Genomic DNA, 16,653 nt, shown 5'->3' with positions numbered 1-16,653 from the left:
GCATTCTTACACCTTGTTTCACACGCCGGCAGAATAATCTTCGCCGGCAGCCCCTCCGCGTGTTCCGACTCCCCCGCTACCACGGACGGTCCGGGCGGTCGCCGTTGCCTTCAAGGTAGTCAGCCCGTTCCCGTCCAGTGTTACGTTCGCGCTGCGACTCCCGGGCGCTCTCCTCGAGCTGTTCCAACTGGTCCAGGCCGGGAGAACCGGCTTCCGGCTCCGCCGGCCCGCTGTCCTGGGCCGCATCTCCCCGTTCGGCAGAGGAGCCCGTAGCGGCGTCCAGTTTCCCGTTCAGCCGCCCCACCGATTCGATCAGCTTTCCGCCGGCCTCGGTACCAGCTACTTCGGACAAGCAGCCGTCCGGGGCCGCCGCGGCAACCGCCAGAGCCTCAGTAAACAGTGCAGCCGCGGACGGGCGGTCCTCCACGTGCAGCTTCTCGTCACCGAGCCGCTCAATGGCCAGGACCAGGTTCAGCCGGATGATGCACGCATCCTGCAGGCCGGCATGGCCGACGGGGGCGAGTTCCAGGGCTTCCTGAAAGCGCAGCCGTGCGGCGGCAAAGTTTCCGGCAAGCGCCTCGGCGTCACCAGCTGCAAACGGAGCCTTGTGCCGCTCCACGATGTTCCCCGCTTGGAGCGCCGCAGCGGCCCTTCCGACGGCGGCCGTATCCTTGCCGGCGAACGCGGTGGCGGCGTGCCGCGCCAGGGGGTCCAGGCTAAGCAGTTTGGCGGCCAGGCACAGCACCAGCAGGACAGGCAGTGCCGACCACACCAGCAGCCGCCGTCTCCTGAGCCTTGCACCACCACGGGCAGCACCGGACGTGGCAAGCACGGGTTTGGCGCTGCCGGGTTTGGCGCTGCATGGTTTTGCAAGGCCGGGTGCAGTAATGCCGGATTTGCCAATGTGAGGTTCGCCAGGGCCGGGATCGGCCGGGGCGGGTCGGGTGTAGACAGGCTTCGCTTCGGTCACCGGGTCCTCTCCTTTACCGGCCTGCTGCCTGCCTCCCGATGTGGCCGGGCAGCCGGCGGCAGTTCGCGCAGCTGCCGCATGATCGCCAGCATCCCGGCCAGGCCAAGACCAAAGGCACCGGCAGCGAACAGCCAGTAGAACTCGATCCGGCCTCCGAGGATGCCATCGCCTGCTGCGCGTTCCAGTGCCCCGGGACGTGCCTGCTGCATCATGGTCGGGACGGGGTCCCCCGCTGACCGGTGCACATATGGCACGCCGAGTTGGGCGGCGATCTCCCGGAGCCTGCCCTCATCGATGACGGACACAGCATCCCGGGCGGCGCTTCCGGTGGTGTCCTGGATGTAAGGGGCGTCCTGGGAGGATTCCTGCCCGGTGGTTTCCTTCATGCGTCCGCCGCCGGAAGTTCCGTAGCCGAGCACCGCTCCCCCGGCCACCGTTCCCCCATCCAGCTTCAGCGGCGCCGGCTCCTTCCCGCTGGTCTGTTCGCCATCCCCCAGGTAGAAGACAAGCCGGGCCCGGCCCGGATGGCTGTCTTTGGCAGCGGCCAGGCGTTCGGCCAGAACGTCGCGGGCAGCGGTAATGCTGCTGCCCTTGGCATAGGCCGTGGCCTGTGGCTGGAGGATGGAAGTGATGGTTTCCAGGGCGGTTGTATCGGTAGTCAGCGGCATCTTGACGTGGGCTTCGGTGTCGAAGGTAATCACCGAAAACCGGGCCCCAGTCAGTTCCCCGGCAATCGCCATGATGTCCTGCCGGACGCCATCGAGGCGTGGGGCAGCATTTCCGTAGTCCTCGGCCACCATGCTGCTGGTGGTGTCCACTACAAAAAAGACGTTGAGGTCCGCAGCGGCCGCCGGGGCCGGGCCGCCGGGCACGCCGGGCCGGAGTGCCGCGGCCACCAGGAGCATGACCAGCACGCTGTGCTGGACCCACACCCGGCCGCCCGGCCGGCTCCGCTCAAGCCAGATCCGCCACCCCAGGAAAACCAGTGCGGCCGCGATGGCGGGCAGGAGGAGCCACCACGGCAGGATGGGCTGCAGCGTCATGGCCGGAGCCGCCAGCTGGCCAGAAGAAGGACGAGTGCGGCTATCAATGCGCTGGCCAACGGCAATTCCGGCCGCTCGGTGACCACAGCCCGCGGCGCTCCCTGCAGGGCGGTTGCCTCCGTCTCCTGCACGGCGCGCACAATGCCGGGCACTGCCTCCGGGCTGTCCAGGGCGTAATAGGCTCCCCCGCTGACCTCGGCCGCCGCCCTCAGCTGGGCCCCGGGCTGGCTGGGGTCGGCGCCATAGTCCAGGTCTCCAGGGTTCAGGGCGTATAGGCGCACCTCCCGCTCCTTCGCCACCGCGGCAGCCTGGGCCAGGGTCAGGATCGGATCTCCGGAGACAAAGTTGTCTGTCGCAAGGACCACCGACCGCGAGCGCCGCGGCCCGCTGCGCGCTTGGCCGGTGCCCGACTGATCGGCACCTGACTGTGCGGTGCCTGACGGGTCCCGGCCGGGCGGGAAGCTGGCGAGGCAGGAGGCAAGGCCGTCCCCGATCAGCGATGAACCGCGGCCACTCCAGGTCCCGTCGAGGAAGCCCGACGTCCCGGGCTTCCCGTTGAAGGCGTCGCGCGCCAGGGACAGCTGTTCCCTGGCGTATTCATAGTCGTCGGTGAGGGGGAAGACCTGGATGGCCGTGCTGTCAAAGATGGTGAGGCCAATGCGTTCCCCGTTGAAGTCTTCGGCCAGCCGGGCGAAGACCTCCACCACCTCAGCGTCTGCGCTGCTCATTGACCCGGAGGCGTCCAGGCACAGGACAATGTCCCGGTTATGCTGCTCCGGACGGATGGTTCCCATGTCTAGCGGGCGTGCGGCGGCCAGCAACGTCGACGCCAGCAGTGTGCCGCAACCGATCGCTGCTGCCGCCAGCCAGCGGCGGTGCCGCCGCAATGCCGCCTGGTAATCAGGCAGCTGGGTGAGCCTTTCCGTGTGGGCTGCCAGCCGCCGTCGTGCGTTGCTGTTCCTGCGCGGGTGCAACGCCGCCGATACGGTGAGGGCCGCTGCTGCGGCACCGACCGGAATCAGCCACCAGAACGTCAGTTCCACGAGCGCACCACCTCGCGGGCGGTCACGGCGGAGGCTGCCACGGCGGGCAGCGGTTCGGGCCCGAATTCGCCGGGATACAGCGCGGCGATGGCCTCGGCTGCCCTGGGCAGGGGGTGCTCCGCGAGGTCCGCGTGCGTCATCCTCGGCGCATCCACCCCGGTGGCGTCGCGGACGAAGCGGCGCAGCAGCCGGCTGATCTCCTGATGGGCCGCACGGGCACTGACTGTCCCGGCAGCGGCCTCCCGCTCCACGTCATCGATGCGCTGAAGGTAGGCCGCCTGGAGTGCCGGCAGGTCGGTGAGCTGCGCCGGGAGTGAAGCGGACTTCGGGCGGGGGCCCCTGGTGCTGGTGAAGACATACACGTACCAGGCTATTGCCAGCAGCAACAGGAGTGCCCCCGCCCAGGTCCAGAGCGGGCTGTAGCGCAGGGGGCCGACGAATTCGGGCTCAGCCTGCACGCCGGTGCCTTTCCAGGAGTGCGAATAGCTCCGTCATGACGTCCCGGCTGTGCGCCACTGACCCCTCGGTGATCCCTGCCTGGCGCAGCATGTCCTTGCGGCCGGCGTCTCTGTCCTTGACTGCCCGGGCGTAGGCGCTGGCCACTCGCGGTGACCCTGCCAGGTGTCCTGCGAGCGGTCTGGAATCATCCACGCTGTACCAGGAGGCTTCCGCCGTCAATTCCGCATCGCGGACGGTGAGCCACAGAATCTCATGCTGCGCCCGCAGCCGGCGGAGCAGCCGGGCCAACTCAGCGGTGGCTGCGATGTCGTCCGCCACGACGAACAGCAGGAACCTGCCCTTGACTGTGCGGGCCACGTGCTCCAACTGGTCCTCGATCCGGCTGGCATCCGACCCGAGGGAGGCAGCGTTGTGGACCTGCCGCAAGATCGTTTCGAGGTGTTGCTCACCGCCCTTGGCCGGAAGGGACGCGGTCCGGCCCGCGTCACCATGGACCAGGCCTACTGAGTCGCCGTGCCGGTGGGCGAGGTATGCCATGACTCCCAGGGCCAGGACGGCAATATCCTTTTTGGTCTCACCGCCCCATGCTTCCGCCGCCATGTTGCGGCCGGTATCAGTGATGAGCAGGAGCGTCTGCCGCCGGACAGCTACATACCGTTTGATCAGCGGCGAGCCGTGGCGGGCTGTGGCCTTCCAGTCGATGTCGCGGACCTCGTCGCCCGGAACGTAGGCGCGGAGATCGTCGAAATCCAGGCTCCGTCCCCGGGACACGGAACCGTATTCGCCGTCGAGCAGGCTGCGGGCCTTGCGGTGCGCGAAGATGGCCATCGTCGACTTCACCCGGTGAAGGAGGCTGGTCATTCCGGGCTCACGGAGTCTGGACGGCGGCAACCACGGCGTCGATCACCGTTTCCACCGGCACCTGTTCAGCCACAGCCTCAAAATTCAGGATGAGGCGGTGCCGCAGGACGCGGTGGGCGAGCGACTTCACGTCCTCCGGGATCACATGGTCCCGGCCCTGCAGCAGAGCCGTTGCACGGGCTGCCTGGCTGAAGGCGATGCTGGCCCGCGGGCTGGCACCGAACTCGATGAAGCCCGCAAGCCGTGGATCGATGTACTCCTGGGCGTTCCTGGTGACGTAGACCAGCCCCACGATGTAGTTGACCACTGCGGGATCGAGGTAAATCCGCTTCACCACGTCCTGGACCTGGGCCACCGCGTCCAGAGACGCCGCAGCCGCCGGTTTCTGCCCGCCGGTGAAGATCCCGGCATCGATCCTGCGGATGATCTCGGCTTCCTCTGCGGGCGAGGGATAGTCAAGGACGTCCTTGAGCATAAAGCGGTCCATCTGGGCTTCCGGCAGTCGGTACGTGCCTTCCTGCTCAATCGGGTTCTGGGTGGCCAGGACCAGGAACGGAGACGGCAGCCGGTACTCCTGGCCGCCGATGGATGTCTGCCGCTCCTGCATGGCTTCCAGCATGGCGCTCTGGGTCTTGGCGCTGGAGCGGTTGATTTCATCCAGGAGCACGATGTTGGCGTGGACCGGGCCCAGCTGCGTGACGAAGGTTCCTTTGTGGGAATCGTAGATCTGCGTCCCCACGATGTCGCTGGGCAGCAGGTCCGGTGTGCACTGGATGCGCCGGAAATCGGCGCTGATGGCCTCCGCGACGGTCTGGGCGGCAGTGGTCTTGGCCAGGCCGGGAACGCTCTCCAGGAGGATGTGGCCGCCTGTGAGCAGGCCCACCAACAGCGATTCCCGCAGCCGGGACTGCCCCACCATCTTCGCGTCGAAGCTCCTGGAGATGCCGGCCGCCACCTGTTGCGCCCGTGCCAGCTCGGCGGGCCCGATCCTTGCCGGCGAGCTGGTTTGAAGCACTGCAATTCCCCCTGGTCGCTGTGGTTGGGCAGGCGTTCCTGCCGGACCGCATTTCCGCGGCCATCCTATCCAAGACCGGCCCGCCGGTTCCTGCAATGGGGACCCCTCCCCACCGGGCCTTCGCAGGTCTATTCTTTTGACATGAGCGAGCTTCCAGCCAGTTACAAGGAGTTTCTCGCCGATAAAAGCGAGATGTTCATCAGCACCGTCAAGCCTGTCCTGCAGCAGTCAGCAGCGGACAAGCTCCATGGGGTCCGGGTTGTCTACAATCCCGGCTCAACCGGCCACCAGGCACATCTTGACGACAGCATCCCCTACGGTGTTGTCCTGGAGGACATCGACTAGCAGGAGTGCAGGCGGGCGGCCCGTGCTTCCTGCCTGCAAGCCTTTCCCTGCCACCGGGAGTTCAGCCCCTGACCGCGCCCGACATCGCAAATGAACTGCCCGCACCCCTGGCCACAATGACGTACAGGGCCAGCACCGGCAGCGAGTACAGGATGGAGAACGCGGCCAACTGGCCGTAGGCAACTGCCCCGTGCTGGCCAAAGAAGCTGAAGATGGACACCGCCGCGGGCTGCTTCGCCTCGGACAGGAGCAGCACAAACGGGACGAAGAAGTTTCCCCAGGCCTGGATGAACACAAAAATGAACACGACGCCGAGGCCCTGGCGCATCAGCGGCAGGACAATGGTGCGCAGCGCCGTCATCCTGGATGCGCCGTCCACCCAGGCCGCCTCCTCAAGGGACACCGGCACCGCGTCCATGAAGTTCCTTGTCATCCAGATGGCCATCGGCAGCCCGGTGGCGGCCATGAACAGGATCGTGGCCGGCATGGAATCCAGCAGTTCCAGCTGCACGAACAGTCCGTAGACCGGCACCATGATGGCCGTGATGGGCAGGCAGGTGCAGAGAAGCAACGCGTACATAAACGGCGTGTTGAAGCGGGACCGGTAGCGGGACAGCGGGTACGCCGCAAGCACCGCCGCCACGAGCGTGACGGCGGCCGTCCCGGCGGAGAGGAGCAGGCTGTTCCACAGCGGCTGCAGCAGCAACCCGGGTGTCATTACGGCCGCGAAGTTATCCAGGGTGACAGCGGCGGGAACCCTTGTCTCATGGCCTGCCTCAGCGTCAAGGGAAGCCAGGACAAGCCAGAGCAGCGGCAGCACAAAGCACGTGCCCAGCACCAGCAGCGCCATGTCCGCTGGGCTGCTGCGGGAGAACCTGGGCCTGCCGGGAGGGTTGGACGGATGGGAGGCTGCCACCGCGGATGCCCGTGCCTGAGCCGTCAACGCCTCCCCTCCCTCAGCAGCCGGATGTAGCCGACACCGAACACCGCTCCGATCAGCAGCAGCACTGAGGCCACCGCGGTGCCATAGCCGATGTCACCGAATTTGAAGGCTTCCTGGTAGGCCAGGACCGGGAGGGTGGTGCTGGCGTTGGCCGGGCCGCCGGCGGTCATCACCCAAATCAGCGTGAAAACGGCGAGCGTCTGCAGTGTGATGAGCATCAGGTTGGTGGCGATGCTCCGGTGGATCATGGGCAGCGTAATGAAGGCCAGCCGCTGCCAGCCGCCCGCGCCGTCCATGTGGGCCGCTTCTGCCACTTCAACCGGAATGTCATTCAGGGCGGCGCGGTACACCAGCATGGAAAAGGCCGTGCCCCGCCAGATGTTGGCCAGCACCACCGCCGCCATGGGCCACGAATAGAGCCAGTCCGGCTGGGCCATCCCCAGTCCGCTCAGCAGCTGGTTCAGCGTCCCGTCACGGCTGAAGTATGCGTAGGCGGCAAAGGCCGCCACTATCTCGGGAAGCACCCAGGCCGCCACCACTGCGGTGCCGACCGCGGCGGACACGGCCCGGCGTGCGCGCCGCATCAGCACGGCCAGGGCCAGCCCCAGCAGGTTCTGGCCCAGGACAGCAGAACCTGCCACGAACAGCACGGTGAGCCCCAGCGAGAGGGGAAACACCGGGTCCAGCAGCAGCCGCTGGTAATTCTCCAGCCCCACCCACCCGGGGTTGCGGGCGTTCCGGCCCGTCAGCCCGATGTTGGTGAAGGAAGCCTGGAAGGCCCAGAATACGGGTCCGGCGAGGAAAACAAGCAGCAGCAGGAGGGCAGGCAGGACGGGCAGGTAGCGCAGCAGCCCGCGTCCCCCGATTCGGGCCGGCACCGCTTACTTCCGGACGGTCTTGTCGCCGCCCACGATCTCCGTCACGGCTGCGTCATAGTCGGCGGACGCTTGCTCCGGCGACTTGGCCCCGGTGATCACGGCCTCTGTTGCCTCCTGGACCGCCGCCGAGATGCGGGGGTAGTCGGAGGTGGCCGGACGGTAGCGGGTGACGGATACGAGCGCGGAGACGTCCTTCACGAACGGGTTGGCCGCCTGGTAGCCGGAGTCCTCCGCGACGTCGCTCCTGACCGCGATCTGGGAGCTGTCCAGCGTGAACTTCAGGGAGTTGTCCCGGTTCATTGCCGCGGTCAAGAACTTAAAGGCCAGGTCCGGTTCCTTGGTCCCGGCGCCGACGGCCAGCGTCCAGCCACCGGACATGCTCACGGCTCCGGGCGCCCCGCCGTCCTGCGTGGGGAACGGGGCAACCCCCATGTCCTGCGCGTAACCGGGCCATTCGTAGCTGCCGCCGTCCTGCCAGAACGACGGCGCATAGGAACCTTCCACGGTGGCCCCCAGTTTCCCTTGGGGGAACCACTCGCCGAATACCTTTTTCCAGACGTTCGCGTCGAGGGCCTCTGCAGGTGTCACCGCCAGTCCCTCATCGTAGAGCGTTTTGAGGAAGCCCAGTGAATCCTTGAAACCTGCAGAACCCACCACCCACTTCTTTGCTTCCTCGTCATAGAGGGTGGAGCCGGTTCCGTAGAGCAGTTCGTAGAAGCCCTGCATCACGGTTCCCTCGCCAGTGGCTTTTCCGGCGTACATATTGAAGGGCACCACCGAGGGGTTGTCCGCCTTGATCTTCCGCGCGGTGTCCAGGATGTCCTGCCAGGTGCGCGGCTGCCACGGGAGGCTGACCCCGGCGGCCTCGAAGACCTTTTTGTTGTACCAGATGGCCCGAGTATCGGTGCCCAGCGGCACTGCGTACGTTCCGCCGTCGTCCGCGCGCCCTGCTGCCTTGGCGCCGTCGTCGAACTTTTCCCAGTCCGCCCAGCCCTGCAGGTGGCTGTCCAGCTTCAGGAGGTAGCCGGCGTCGACGTCGGAGCGGACCTTGAAGGTGTCCTCGTAGAAGATGTCCGGCGCGGTGGACGGACTCCTCAAGGCGAGGGCCAGCTTGGTGCCGTAGTCATCGTCGTTGCCTTGAATGGGCTGCAGTTCAACGGTGACCCCTTGGTTGGCCGCCTCAAATTCCTTCTTGGCTGCCTGGAACGTGCTCTCCAGCGCGGTGAAGGAATCGGTTTTCTGATAGACCACCTTCAGGGTCTTGGATCCGTCCTGGGGCGATGCCGGCGTACACGCCGTGAGGATAAACAGTGCGGCGGCAATCAGTGACACGCTCTTCAGGGCCGGGCCTCGCATGGTGCTCCATTCGATCGAAGGCGGCGGACCCCGTTGTCAGCGGGCCCCAACCGCGGCAATACGCAAATGCTAGATGGGTGTCCTTGCCCCGGGCAAGGGGAGGCCGCCCCCTAACTCTCCAGGAGCAGCCTCTGGGCGCGCGGCGCCAGTGTGTGTTCCAGGACCAGGGAGGCCGCACCGATGGCGCCCACGTCCTCGCCCACCCCGGTGCCCACTACCTCGATGGGATGGATCAGCCGCGTGTCGCTCTTGGCGTCCAGCAGCGGCGGCACTTTCTCCAGGTAGCGCTCGGCCAGGCCACTCCAGAAGGGCCCGCCAAAAACCACCCGCTCCACGTCCAGGGTATTGGTGACCACCGACACGGCACGGGCCACCAGCACCGCGGATTTGTCGATGATAGCCAGCGCCTGTTCGTTACCGGAATCTGCGAGCTCGCACAGGCGGGAGAAACTTTGCTGTATCTCGGCGCCGCTGTTGCCGGACCGGGAACTGTCCAGGATGCCGGCGGCCTCGGCCTCGGCCACCAGCACCTGGGGGATGCAGGAGGATTTGACGCAGCCGCGCAGCCCGCAGTCACACGGCGGGCCGTCGGGGTCCACCACGATGTGGCCGATTTCGCCGGCGTTCCCGGACGTTCCGCGCACCACTTCGTCGTTGAGGACGATCCCGCAGCCGATGCCGGTGCCCATGTACATAAAAATGAAGCTGCCTGCTCCGCTGGGACCGCCGGCCCAGGTTTCCGCAACGGCAGCGCTGGTGACGTCCTTGTCCATCAGGACGGAGTACCCGGTGGCCTCGGACAGCGCAGTGCGCAGTTCCACCCGGTCCCAACCCGGAAGCAGCGGCGGGTCCACCACGGTTCCGTTGTCCAGGTCAATGGGGCCGGGGGCCGCCACGCCAAGGCCGGCGATCCTGTCCCTGTCCACCCCGGAGTTCTCCACCAGTTCGGCGATTTCGGCGGCGATGGTGGAAATGACCGCCGACGGATCGTTGCCGCCGGGTGTCGTGATGCTGGAGTGCTGCACCACGGCACCCACCAGGTCCAGCACCACGAACGTGGTCACGGCGGGGTCCAGGTGGACGCCGACGGCGAACATCCCGTGGGGATTGAGGCGGAGGATGGTCCGGGGCTTCCCGGGGCCGCTGCCTTCCTTGCCGGCCTCGACAATGAGGTTCTGGTCCAGGAGGCGGCGCGAAATGTTCGAGATGGTTTGCGGCGAGAGCCCCACGATCTGTGCCAGTTCCACCCTGCTCAGGCCGCCGGAAGACCGGCGGATGGCGTCGAGGATCACCGTGAGGTTGAAGTCACCCATCCTGGGCAGGTTGGTGCCGCGCCTCGGTGAGGATTGGCGGATCTCAGTCACGGTATCCCCTAAAGATCTTGGGCCACGTAGTTGTGGTGCTGCTTGAATCGTACGTTACGCGTGGGCACAGACCCATAGGCCGGGACCGTGGCGGCGCATACCTTGTGGATACCTTTACCGGACACTGCGGCGGGTGCTCAAGGTCACCAGAAATTTGGGGTTGCTGCCCCTTACAACCGTTGGGCCGACATGGCGTTCGAGGGCCGGGAGGTAGACCAGATGGCGGTTGAAGACGGTCCAGAGTTCACCGCCGGGAGCCAGTACCCGGCCTGCGGCTTCGATGAGCTTCAGGCCTGCTCCTGCGTGGACACCGGCACCTACGTGAAACGGCGGATTCAAGAGGATCACCTCGGCGCTGCGGTCGGCAAGTGTGGCCATGGCGTCGTCCTGCAGTACGCGGACCTGGCTTTCGAGTCCGTTGGCGGCTGCCGTGGCGAGGGCGGATGTCACTGCCGCGGCTGACTGGTCCGTGGCGGTCACGGTTGACCCCGGGTGTTGCCTGGCGTACATGGCGGCGAGGATGCCGGTGCCGCAGCCCAGGTCGATGACGTGCCGGGCCGGGCGCATGGAGGGCAGGAACGTCAGCAGGAACCGGGTGCCGATGTCCAGCCGCGGGCCGGCGAAAACCGCTCCGTGCGCGGCAACGTTGAGATCAATTTCGGAGAGGTGTTCGACGACGGGAAAAGGCTCGGGACCGTCTGTCACGCGCGGACCGCTGGCCACGATGATGCGCGATTTCTGCCTTGCCAGCTGAGGCGTAACGGAACTGAAGTGCCGTTCCAGGACCGCGTTCATTCCCAGGGACATGTGCTTGACCCGGCCGCCGGCGAGGAGGAGCACCCCGGGCGGGGCGTGCCGCGCCGCAGCCTCGGCGATCTGGTCCAGTTCGGCAAGGGTCTTGGGCAGTTGCAGCAGAACCAGGCCGGCACCTTCGAACAGTTCGGGGCTGAGGGGCAGCTGCCGGAAGCCGGCTTCGGCGGCATCGATGCCGAACACCTCCGCCGTGTTAAGGCGCAACGCCTGCTCCCCGGTGATGAGGTCCTGATGCACCCGCACGGTTCCGGGATCCAGCACAGCCAGCGCACCAAGGGTCAGCGCGCCGTAGCGGTCGCCGATCACCGTCAGGCCGTTTCCCGGCTGCATCCGTTCAGCTGCAGCTTCCAGCAGCAGGCGGTCGGTCACGTCCCAGGCCTGCAGGTTGGGTGCTTCCACGTCCGGCCTGCGGCGCAGCTTGGGGAGGACGTCGTCGAGGCTCTCTGCTGCCACCTGGTTCCTGCCGCCTTCTCCTGTTTGCAAAGTGCCGTCCGGGCTCCGGAGGGTCAGCCCCAATTTACCGTGCCGGCAGCGGGCCGGATTCCGGGAAGTTTCGCAATGGCCGCCACGGCGGCGCGTCCGGCCCGGTTCGCGCCGATGGTGGACGACGACGGGCCGTAGCCCACCAGATGGACGCGCGGCTCATCGGCCACCTGCGTTCCGTCCATCACGATGCCGCCGCCTGGCCCCCTGAGGTGCAGCGGGGCGAGGTGTTCGAGTTCGGCCCGGAAGCCGGTGGCCCACAAAATCACCTCCGCGGGCTGGTGGCCGCCGTCCGCCAGCCGGACGCCGTCGGGCTCAATGGAAGTGAACATCGGCTTCCGGTTGAGGGCACCCCGTGCCGCCGCCGCCCGAAGGGACGGCGTCCAGATCAGGCCTGTCACGGACACAACGCTTTGCGGCGGCAGGCCTTGGCGCACCCGCTCCTCGACCAGCGCCACGGCATCGTGCCCGGCCTTGGCATCAAACTCCGCGTCCCGCCATACCGGTTCCCGCCGGGTAAACCAGCTGGTGGTGGTTACGAGGGAGATTTCGTCCAGGAGGCCGACGGCGGATATACCGCCGCCCACCACAATGACGTGCTTGCCCGCAAACTCTTCGGCTGAGACGTAATCGGCCACGTGCAGCTGCCTGCCGCGGAACGTCGTCTGCCCCGGATAGATCGGCCAGAAGGGCCTGGTCCAGGTGCCGGTGGCATTGATCAAGGCCGCGGCGCTCCATTCCCCGCCCGAGGTGCTGACCAGCAGCCTCCCGGCAGGGTCATCGTCTTCACGGCTGACGGACCGAACCTTGACCGGACGCCGGACGCGCAGGCCCAGTTCTTTCTCATAGTCCCGGAAATAGCGAGTGAGGAACTCCGAGCTGGGTTCCCTGGGGTCCACGGCGGGCTTGGCAATACCGGGAAGATCGCTGATGCCGTTGACGGTAGCCATCCGGAGGCTCTTCCACCGGTGCCGCCACGCACCGCCCGGACCTTCTTCGGCGTCGAGCACTGTGAAGTCCAGCCCCCGCCGCTGGAGGTGATATGCAGCCGAAAGACCGGCCTGGCCTGCGCCAATAACAACAACGTCGACGCGGGGAGAATTCACCCACCCATGATAGTCGCGCAGGGTGTCCCTCCTTTAGTGTTGGCCCAAGGACGCAAGGGAGGACGGCCATGACCACCAAAAAAGGAAATGCACATCGGCTCGCGAAAGCCCTGGCCATTGTGCTGGGCACCGAAGACATCCCGCTCCGGCTCCGGGCGTGGGACGGTTCCGAGGCGGGACCGGAAGGGGCGCCCGTGCTGGAATTCCGTTCCCGCCGGGCTTTGCGGCGCATCCTGTGGTCGCCCGGCCAGCTTGGCCTCAGCCGCGCCTACGTTTCCGGTGACATTGATGCCCACGGTGATATCTTCGCCGCCTTCACTGCGCTCAGTTCGGCCGGCAAGTTTGCCGAACCGGGACCGTTCAAGCCGCTCACCGCCGGTGAGCTCTGGACGCTGTTCCGCACCGCGGTGAGGCTGGGAGCGTTTGGCCCGAACCCCGCTCCCCCGCCCGAGGAAGCGCGGGTGGAGAAGAAAGGCCGCATCCATTCGCGGCGCCGTGATTCGGCCGCCATCTCACACCATTACGACGTGGGCAACGATTTCTACTCCCTGGTGCTGGGGCCCTCCATGGTGTATTCCTGCGCTGTCTGGCCGGAAGATACACTTCCCGAAGCGGCAGGGGCGGCAGCGGCGCTGCCGGAGCCGGCGGAAGGACAGGAGCCGGCAGGTGACCGCCTGGCTGGTGGTTTGGACGCCGCACAGGAAGCCAAACTGGACCTGGTGTGCCGCAAGCTGGGACTCAAGCCGGGGATGCGGGTGCTGGACGTCGGCTGCGGCTGGGGCAGCTTCGCGCTGCATGCTGCCGGCAAGTACGGCGTTACTGTGGTGGGCGTGACGCTTTCCAATGAGCAGGCCGTCCTGGCACGCAAGCGGGCAGCGGACGCCGGCCTCACGGAGAGGGTGGACATCCGGGTGCAGGATTACCGGGATGTCCAGGACGGGCCCTTTGATGCCATCAGCTCCATTGGGATGTCAGAGCACGTGGGCCGCGCGGAGATGCCCAGGTACACGTCCGCGTTGTTCAACCTGCTGGGTCCCGGTGGCCGGCTGTTGAACCATGCCATTTCCTGGAACGCCGGCCCCACCGACCCCGATCCTGATTCTTTCATCCCCCGCTACGTTTTTCCCGACGGCGAAATGGTCAGCCTGGGCGAAATGGCAACCGCCCTGGAATCCGCAGGCTTCGAGATCCTGGACGTCGAGGCCCTGCGCCGGCATTACGCCCTCACTCTGCGGGCGTGGGTCAGCAGGCTGGAGGAACACTGGGACGGGGCGGTAGCGCTGACCAGCCTGGGCCGCGCCCGGGTGTGGCGGCTCTACATGGCATCCAGTGCCCTCGGATTTGAAAATGGACTGACCGGAGTCAACCAGATCCTGGTCCAGCGGCCGGGCGGAGACCCGCCTCCGCTGCGCCGGACACAATGGCTCTGACCCGGCACCCGGACTCTTGCCGGGCGCGCGCCCAGCGCGCGGGATTTGGCCGGGCGCCGGGTTCGTCTGCCCGTTAGGCCACAGGGGATGGTCCGCCGGGCTCCACGAACTTTTGCGTCCGCTCGATCTCCACGACTTTCGGATCGGTTTCGTCCGCGGCGTAGTCGGAGGGGCGGGTGGTGTCCGCACCCGTCGGGACCTTGAGGGCCCGCATCACCACGGTCAGGACGGCGGCGACTATCAGGTTGAGTGCAAACGCCGACACGGCGATGTAGACGCTGAAGTTGGTTCCCGGGACGGGGGCAACCGAGCCGCCGAAGTGGGCGTGGGTGACGGGGTTGATGACGTTGTAGGCCGAAATGGTGCCAAAGATGATGCCCGCGGCCCAGCCGATCAGCAGGGCCCAGCGGTCGAACCACCGTGTGTACAGGCCCGCCACGACGGCCGGGAACGTCTGCAGGATCCAGATGCCGCCCAAGAGTTGCATGTTGATTGCGGTTGACTGGTCCATGGCGATCACGAAGATCAGCGCGCCCACCTTCACCACGAGCGAGACGATCTTGGAAACCTTCGCCTCGGTCTTGGGATCCGCCTCCGGCCGGATGAAATCCCGGTAGATGTTGCGGGTGAACATGTTGGCAGCCGCGATGGACATGATGGCGGCGGGCACCAGCGCCCCGATGGCGATGGCGGCCAGCGCGATTCCGGCGAACCAGGCCGGGAAGTGGTCCAGGAACAGCTGAGGGACCACGAGCTGGGGGTTGACGGAACCGTCAAGGTCTATCGGTTTGGTGCCGGCCTGGATGGCGACGAACCCCAGCAGCGCGAGGAACCCGAGCATCAGCGAGTACAGCGGGAGGATGGCCGCATTGCGGCGGATGGTGTTCCGCGCCTTCGAGGCGAGCACCGCTGTCACCGAGTGGGGGTACATAAAAAGGGCCATGGCTGAACCCAGCGCGAGGGACCAGTAGGCAGAATAGTTGGCCTCAGCGGGGATGAAGACTCCCGCCGGCCTTCCCGTGGCCTGGTTGACTGTTCCCAGCTTGGCCTCAGCTGCGCCGAAGATCGTGTCCCAGCCGCCGAACTTGATGGGCAGGTAGATGACCGCCACGATGACGGACAGGTAGATGAGCAGGTCCTTGACCACTGCGATCATCGCCGGGGCGCGCAGGCCTGAGGTATAGGTGTAGGCGGCCAGGACGACGAACGCCAGGATCAGTGGCAGGTCCGTCAGGAGGACGTTCTCCGAGCTGCCCAGGCCGAGAACTGTGAGCACTGCCTTGATACCCACCAGCTGGAGCGCGATGTACGGCATCGTGGCCACGATCCCGGTGACGGCAACCGCGAGGGACAGCCATCTGCTGCCGTAGCGTCCGCCCACGAAATCGGCGGACGTCACATACCCGTGCCGGTGGGAGACCGACCACAGCCGGCTCATGATGATGAAGATGATGGGGTACAGGACAATCGTGTAGGGCACGGCGAAGAACCCGGTGACAGCCCCGGTGGCCCACATTGCCGCGGGCACTGCTACGAACGTGTAGGCCGTGTAGAGGTCGCCGCCCAGCAGGAACCAGGTGATCCACGTCCCGAAGCCCCGCCCGCCCAGGCCCCATTCATCCAGGCTATGCAGGCCTTCTTCGGTGTTCCGGCGCCATCTTGAGGCGAGAAAGCCCATGATGGCTACGGCAACAAAAAGCAGCACTACAATGATCAGCGCCGTCCAGTTCACTTCACGGCCGTTCACCGCCGGTCACCCCCGTCCCGTGTGCCCGTGGACGCGCTGCCCGGGGCGGGACCTGTCTCCGGCGGCCCGCCCGTACGGGTGGCTGCCCGCCGTCGTCGGTCCTCTTTGGTGACAAGCCAATAGGCTGCACCGGTCATACACGCCGAAATCGGCACCCAGAGCAGCTGGTACCAGTAAAAGAACGGCAGCCCGGCCAGGCGCGGGGCATCAAAGGAATACGTCTGCGGCATCAGCGGGAAGAGGATTGCCGCCGCCAGCAGGATGCCGGCGGCCACGTAGGGAGCCGGGCGTGCCGGACCCCGGACGGCTGAGTCGCGGCTCAGGCGTGCACCGGGCGAAGAAGATGAATCGTAGGGGCCGTGGCCGGGACGATCTGATTGGGACATCAGGGACCTCCTCGTCAACCCGTCCCGTGCCTTCCGGTTTCGGATATAGCGGCAGGTCAGCGGGACAAATGAGTCCTACACCACCAGTTTTACCCCTGTTTGACCTGCCCGAAAAGAGGGATAGTGTCCTCGGGAAACCAATGTGTGCACAAACAGCAAAAAGGGAACCATCACAGGTGATGGTTCCCTTTTACGGTGGAGCTGAGGGGACTCGAACCCCTGACCCCCTGCATGCCATGCAGGTGCGCTACCAGCTGCGCCACAGCCCCCGGACTGCATTGCTTTGCGGTGTCCCGCCGAAGCAACCTGATCAGCTTAATGCACTTTTGTCCGGCGCGCCAATCGGCGCCGTTTACCCTGCAATCACCCCCGCCGTCCTTGGCTTTGGCGTCCTGGGACTGCCGTTTGCCC

16 protein-coding genes and 1 tRNA gene are annotated in these 16,653 nt (G+C 66.4%); 2 read left to right on the top strand and 15 right to left on the bottom strand.

Translation table 11 applies throughout. The features are described 5' to 3' along the window. Positions 1 to 76 precede the first annotated feature (76 nt). From AC5RVY_RS17135 to AC5RVY_RS17110, 6 genes are read right to left on the bottom strand one after another with little or no spacing between them, the layout of a single operon-like run. Positions 77 to 970 carry a hypothetical protein gene (locus tag AC5RVY_RS17135; protein ID WP_493955895.1) on the bottom strand — a complete coding sequence of 298 codons (894 nt, stop codon included), beginning with the start codon at positions 968 to 970 and terminating at the stop codon, positions 77 to 79. Then, positions 967 to 2,013: a vWA domain-containing protein gene (locus AC5RVY_RS17130; protein ID WP_493955894.1), complete on the bottom strand. Its 1,047-nt coding sequence runs from the start codon at positions 2,011 to 2,013 to the stop codon at positions 967 to 969. The genes AC5RVY_RS17135 and AC5RVY_RS17130 overlap by 4 nt, the downstream gene beginning before the upstream one ends. Beyond that, positions 2,010 to 3,056: a vWA domain-containing protein gene (locus tag AC5RVY_RS17125; protein ID WP_493955893.1), complete on the bottom strand. Its 1,047-nt coding sequence runs from the start codon at positions 3,054 to 3,056 to the stop codon at positions 2,010 to 2,012. The genes AC5RVY_RS17130 and AC5RVY_RS17125 overlap by 4 nt, the downstream gene beginning before the upstream one ends. Beyond that, positions 3,047 to 3,514, bottom strand: coding sequence for a hypothetical protein (locus AC5RVY_RS17120; protein ID WP_493955892.1), 468 nt, complete (start codon positions 3,512 to 3,514; stop codon positions 3,047 to 3,049). Before AC5RVY_RS17120 ends, AC5RVY_RS17125 begins: the two co-directional genes overlap by 10 nt. After that, positions 3,504 to 4,376 (bottom strand): DUF58 domain-containing protein, encoded by an 873-nt coding sequence (locus AC5RVY_RS17115; RefSeq protein ID WP_493955891.1) that lies wholly within the window; start codon positions 4,374 to 4,376, stop codon positions 3,504 to 3,506. The genes AC5RVY_RS17120 and AC5RVY_RS17115 overlap by 11 nt, the downstream gene beginning before the upstream one ends. A 7-nt stretch (positions 4,377 to 4,383) precedes the next feature. Further along, the gene (locus AC5RVY_RS17110; protein WP_493955890.1) at positions 4,384 to 5,391 is read right to left on the bottom strand and encodes an AAA family ATPase; all 1,008 of its coding nucleotides are present in this window, start codon (positions 5,389 to 5,391) and stop codon (positions 4,384 to 4,386) included. A gap of 141 nt (positions 5,392 to 5,532) precedes the next feature. Here AC5RVY_RS17110 and AC5RVY_RS17105 point away from each other — a divergent pair, with 141 nt between their 5' ends. Further along, positions 5,533 to 5,736: a hypothetical protein gene (locus AC5RVY_RS17105; protein WP_104045183.1), complete on the top strand. Its 204-nt coding sequence runs from the start codon at positions 5,533 to 5,535 to the stop codon at positions 5,734 to 5,736. 61 nt (positions 5,737 to 5,797) lie between these two features. Here the strand turns inward: AC5RVY_RS17105 and AC5RVY_RS17100 are convergent, their stop codons facing one another. The 6 genes from AC5RVY_RS17100 to AC5RVY_RS17075 form a co-directional block, all read right to left on the bottom strand. Beyond that, positions 5,798 to 6,586 (bottom strand): carbohydrate ABC transporter permease, encoded by a 789-nt coding sequence (locus AC5RVY_RS17100; RefSeq protein ID WP_493956037.1) that lies wholly within the window; start codon positions 6,584 to 6,586, stop codon positions 5,798 to 5,800. A gap of 89 nt (positions 6,587 to 6,675) precedes the next feature. Beyond that, positions 6,676 to 7,557 carry a carbohydrate ABC transporter permease gene (locus AC5RVY_RS17095; protein WP_493955889.1) on the bottom strand — a complete coding sequence of 294 codons (882 nt, stop codon included), beginning with the start codon at positions 7,555 to 7,557 and terminating at the stop codon, positions 6,676 to 6,678. Between the two features lie 3 nt (positions 7,558 to 7,560). Next, a complete protein-coding gene (locus AC5RVY_RS17090; protein WP_493955888.1) occupies positions 7,561 to 8,913 on the bottom strand; it encodes an extracellular solute-binding protein in 1,353 nt (450 codons plus the stop codon). 110 nt (positions 8,914 to 9,023) lie between these two features. Continuing rightward, complete coding sequence (locus AC5RVY_RS17085) at positions 9,024 to 10,226, bottom strand: ROK family transcriptional regulator (protein WP_493956036.1); 1,203 nt, start codon at positions 10,224 to 10,226, stop codon at positions 9,024 to 9,026. Positions 10,227 to 10,391: 165 nt separating this feature from the next. Further along, complete coding sequence (locus tag AC5RVY_RS17080) at positions 10,392 to 11,543, bottom strand: class I SAM-dependent methyltransferase (protein ID WP_493955887.1); 1,152 nt, start codon at positions 11,541 to 11,543, stop codon at positions 10,392 to 10,394. 53 nt (positions 11,544 to 11,596) lie between these two features. Beyond that, entirely contained in the window at positions 11,597 to 12,679 is a 1,083-nt protein-coding gene (locus tag AC5RVY_RS17075) for an FAD-dependent oxidoreductase (RefSeq protein WP_493955886.1), read from the bottom strand. 68 nt (positions 12,680 to 12,747) lie between these two features. Here AC5RVY_RS17075 and AC5RVY_RS17070 point away from each other — a divergent pair, with 68 nt between their 5' ends. After that, positions 12,748 to 14,109 (top strand): class I SAM-dependent methyltransferase, encoded by a 1,362-nt coding sequence (locus tag AC5RVY_RS17070; RefSeq protein WP_493955885.1) that lies wholly within the window; start codon positions 12,748 to 12,750, stop codon positions 14,107 to 14,109. A gap of 73 nt (positions 14,110 to 14,182) precedes the next feature. On the opposite strand, the gene mctP is transcribed toward AC5RVY_RS17070, so the two are convergent. From mctP to AC5RVY_RS17055, 3 genes are all read right to left on the bottom strand, one after another. Beyond that, positions 14,183 to 15,856: a monocarboxylate uptake permease MctP gene (mctP, locus tag AC5RVY_RS17065; protein WP_493955884.1), complete on the bottom strand. Its 1,674-nt coding sequence runs from the start codon at positions 15,854 to 15,856 to the stop codon at positions 14,183 to 14,185. Further along, positions 15,853 to 16,242: a DUF3311 domain-containing protein gene (locus AC5RVY_RS17060; RefSeq protein WP_493955883.1), complete on the bottom strand. Its 390-nt coding sequence runs from the start codon at positions 16,240 to 16,242 to the stop codon at positions 15,853 to 15,855. The genes mctP and AC5RVY_RS17060 overlap by 4 nt, the downstream gene beginning before the upstream one ends. A 196-nt stretch (positions 16,243 to 16,438) precedes the next feature. Further along, positions 16,439 to 16,511, bottom strand: a tRNA-Ala gene (locus tag AC5RVY_RS17055). Positions 16,512 to 16,653: the final 142 nt, after the last annotated feature.

This window comes from Arthrobacter sp. Ha26, assembly GCF_059091705.1.
Note: the sequence above shows the minus strand (reverse complement) of the source record. Positions and strands in the feature narration are given on the sequence as shown.